At 74.0% G+C, this 3,473-nt stretch carries 4 protein-coding genes; 1 reads left to right on the top strand and 3 read right to left on the bottom strand.

What is annotated here, in order from left to right; genetic code table 11:
• Both G3I40_RS32440 and G3I40_RS32445 read right to left on the bottom strand, forming a co-directional pair.
• The coding region (locus tag G3I40_RS32440) for a rhodanese-like domain-containing protein (protein WP_164306196.1) at positions 1 to 281 on the bottom strand (281 nt) is incomplete at its 3' end.
• A 52-nt stretch (positions 282 to 333) separates the two neighbouring features.
• On the bottom strand, positions 334 to 1,956 hold the full coding sequence (locus tag G3I40_RS32445; protein WP_164306197.1) for an FAD-dependent oxidoreductase: 1,623 nt from the start codon (positions 1,954 to 1,956) through the stop codon (positions 334 to 336).
• A gap of 267 nt (positions 1,957 to 2,223) precedes the next feature.
• Here G3I40_RS32445 and G3I40_RS32450 point away from each other — a divergent pair, with 267 nt between their 5' ends.
• Positions 2,224 to 3,126, top strand: coding sequence for an SDR family oxidoreductase (locus G3I40_RS32450; protein WP_164306199.1), 903 nt, complete (start codon positions 2,224 to 2,226; stop codon positions 3,124 to 3,126).
• Here the strand turns inward: G3I40_RS32450 and G3I40_RS32455 are convergent.
• Positions 3,117 to 3,359: a hypothetical protein gene (locus tag G3I40_RS32455; protein ID WP_164306198.1), complete on the bottom strand. Its 243-nt coding sequence runs from the start codon at positions 3,357 to 3,359 to the stop codon at positions 3,117 to 3,119. The two genes, G3I40_RS32450 and G3I40_RS32455, sit on opposite strands and share 10 nt — an antisense overlap.
• Between the last annotated feature and the right edge of the window lie 114 nt (positions 3,360 to 3,473).

Raw genomic sequence — 3,473 nt, forward strand, 5'->3', positions numbered from 1 at the left:
GCGCGGGTGCCGCCGGCGAGACCCACGGCCTCGACACCGGCGTCGGCGAGCTTCGCGCACGCGGCGGCCGAGCGCTGCCCGGCCGCGCAGACGACGACGATGCACCGCTGCTCAGCGGCCTTCCGCAGGTCGGGGACGAGAGTGTCGAGGTGTTCGGCGGGCACGTTGACGGCGCCGGGCACGTGACCGGACGCGTACTCGCCGGGCGCGCGTACGTCCACGACGAGGGTGTCGTCGGCGGGCAGGGCGTGCAGTTCGGCGGGGGCGAGGGTGGTGCTCATGCTTCTCCCAGGTGAAGGGGCGGGTGACGGACGGGGTGGTGAGGTCGCGGGGTCATGCGGCCAGGCCTGCCGACCAGGTGGCGTAGCCGCCGTCGAGGTTGGCGGCGTCCCGGCCCAGTCCGGCCAGGAGGCGCAGCGCGGTGTGGCCGCGCAGTCCGACCTGGCAGTGGACGACGAGGTCGCCGTCCGGCAGTTCGCCGGAGCGCTCGCGCAACTCGTCCAGCGGGACGTTGATCGCGCCCGGGATGGCACCCCGGGCGTGCTCGGCTGCCGTCCGTACGTCGACGACCGTGGCGCCGGTGTCGCGCACGGCGGCCAGCTCGTGCCACTGGACGGTGCGGTCCGTGCCGGTCGCCAGGTTCTCGGCGATCATCCCGGCCATGGTGACCGGGTCCTTCGCCGAGCCGTACGGGGGAGCGTAGGCCAGCTCCAGATCCGCGAGGTCGGGTGCGGTCAGGCCGCCCGCGATGGCGGTGGCGAGGACGTCGATGCGCTTGTCGACACCGTCCGCGCCGACCGCCTGGGCGCCGAGGATACGCAGGTCGGAGGGGTCGTAGAGGACCTTGAGGGCGATCGGTGAGGCGCCCGGGTAGTAGCCCGCGTGCGAGCCGGGGTGCAGATGCACCGCTTGGTGGGCGCGGCCCGCGGCGCGCAGCCGCTTCTCGTTCCAGCCGGTGGCCGCCGCGGTCAGCCCGAAGACCTGGACGACCGCCGTACCGGTGGCCGGGCGGGCCGTCACCGGGCGCCCGGCGATGGCGTCGGCGACGAGTCGTCCGTGCCGGTTGGCCAGGTTCGCCAGCGGCACGAGGGTGCTCTCGCCGCTGAGGGCGTCCCGCTTCTCGGCCGCGTCGCCCACCGCGTACACGGCGGGGTCGCCGGTGCGTCCGGTGTCGTCTACGGCAATGCCGCCGCGCGGCCCGAGGACGAGCCCGGCGTCGCGGGCGAGGGCGACGTCGGGGCGAACGCCGATGGCCATGAGGACGACGTCGGCGGGTACGGCCCGGCCGTCGTCCAGGACCACGTCGTCGTCGCGGACCTCCTTGAGCTGGGTGCCGAGCGCGAGGTCGATCCCGCTCGCGCGCAACTCGTCGGCGAGGGGCGCCGCCATCTCCGGGTCGAGCGGCGGCAGCACCTGTCCGGCCAGCTCCACGAGCGTCACGTCGAGGCCCCGACGGCGCAGGTTCTCCGCCGCCTCCACGCCGATGAACCCGGCGCCCACCACCACGGCGCTGCGCGCCCCGGCCGCGAGCGAGGCCGCGATCCGGTCCGTGTCGGTGACGTCCCGCAGCGTGAACGCCCGCTCCACACCCGCAAGTCGTGGCACGAACGGCCGCGCGCCCGGGCTGAGCACCAGCCGGTCGTAGGCCTCCGCGTACTCGTCCCCGGTCACCAGGTCCCGCACCCGCACCGTCCGCGCGTCGCGGTCCACGGCGACGGCCTCGTGGCGGACGCGTACGTCGAGGCGGAAGCGGGCCCGCAGCGTCTCGGGCGTCTGCACCAGCAGGGCGTCGCGCTCCTCGATGACGCCGCCGAGGAAGTACGGCAGCCCGCAGTTCGCGTAACTGACGTGGGCGCCGCGCTCCAGCACGACGATCTCCGCGCTCTCGTCGAGCCGGCGCAACCGCGTGGCGGCGGACATGCCGCCCGCCACGCCTCCGATGACCACGACCTTCACGGGAACCTCCTGATGACCCAGACGACGCTATACCCCCGAGGGTATCAGTGATACCCCCGGGGGTATCGAGGGCCGAAAGTCCTCGGTCGTACGCGAGGACTGCTGCGAAGACAGCCGCAAAGGCGGACAGAAGATGTCGGGATTCGCGGGGATGCTCAGGGACGAGAAGGCACGGCGCCGTCAGGAGACGATGTGAATCACCCGCAATCGCACCATCAGGACCCGCACCAGCAGGAGCCGCAGGAGCAGCCCTCCCGGCCCGCACCACTGAGCGGCAAGGTCGCCCTCGTCGCGGGGGCCACCCGCGGCGCGGGGCGCGGCATCGCGGTGGAACTCGGCGCGGCCGGCGCCACCGTCTACGTCACCGGCCGCACCACCCGCACCCGGCGCTCCGAGTACGACCGTGCCGAGACCATCGAGGACACCGCCGACTTGGTCACGGCGGCCGGCGGCCACGGCATCGCCGTCCCCACCGACCACCTGGAGCAGGACCAGGTCCGGGCGCTCGTCGAGCGCGTCGACAGCGAACAGGGCCGCCTCGACGTCCTCGTCAACGACATCTGGGGCGGCGAGCACCTCTTCGCCTGGGACCGGCCGATCTGGGAGCACGACCTCGACAAGGGCCTCAGGCTGCACCGCCTGGCCGTCGAGACGCACGCCGTCACCAGTCACTTCGCGCTGCCGCTGCTGCTGCGCCGCCCGGGCGGCCTGCTCGTCGAGGTGACGGACGGCACGGCCGAGTACAACGGCGCCCACTACCGCAATTCCTTCTTCTACGACCTGGCCAAGAGCTCCGTGCTGCGGATGGCGTTCTCCCTCGGCCACGAACTCGGCCCGCGCGGCGCCACGGCCGTCGCCCTCACCCCGGGCTGGATGCGCTCGGAGATCATGCTCGACGCGTACGGCGTCACCGAGGAGACCTGGCACGAGGCGCTCGCGGCGCAACCGCACTTCGCCATCACGGAGACCCCGCGCTACACCGGCCGCGCGGTCGCGGCGCTCGCCGCGGACCCGGACGTCGCCCGCTTCAACGGGACCTCGCAGTCCAGCGGCGGCCTCGCCCAGGTCTACGGATTCACCGACCTCGACGGCAGCCGCCCCGACGCCTGGCGCTACCTGGTGGAGGTCCAGGACGCCGGCAAGCCGGCCGACGTCACCGGCTACCGCTGATCCCCGTCCGGGTCGTCGACCTGCGCGGGCCAGATCGCGGAGCCGCCGCCGCGCCACTCGATGAAGTCCGGGTCGTCGAGCGGCGCGTCCTCCAGACCGGCGCGGCGCAGGAACTCCGTGACGTCCGCGAGCGACGTGGCGAGCCCCGCGTCCTCGCCCCGGATGTAGACCCGGCGCCCACCGGGCTGGGCCGCGTGCACGACAACTGAGGGGTATCCGTCGAGTCCGTCCATGCCCCTCAGCTTCGCGGCATCGCGCGGGCGCCGCACGCGGAACCCACTCGGCGGCCGCCGCAGCGGCGGTGATCCGCCCGCCCTCGTCCGCGGTGGCGCGCAGCAGCACCTCGG

The organism is Streptomyces sp. SID14478 (genome assembly GCF_010548525.1).
Classification (GTDB): Bacteria; Actinomycetota; Actinomycetes; order Streptomycetales; family Streptomycetaceae; genus Streptomyces.

Bases quoted from the DNA above. Each gene is read 5' to 3' on its own strand.
- G3I40_RS32455 (WP_164306198.1), bottom strand. From the start codon at position 3,359: ATGGACGGACTCGACGGATACCCCTCAGTTGTCGTGCACGCGGCCCAG.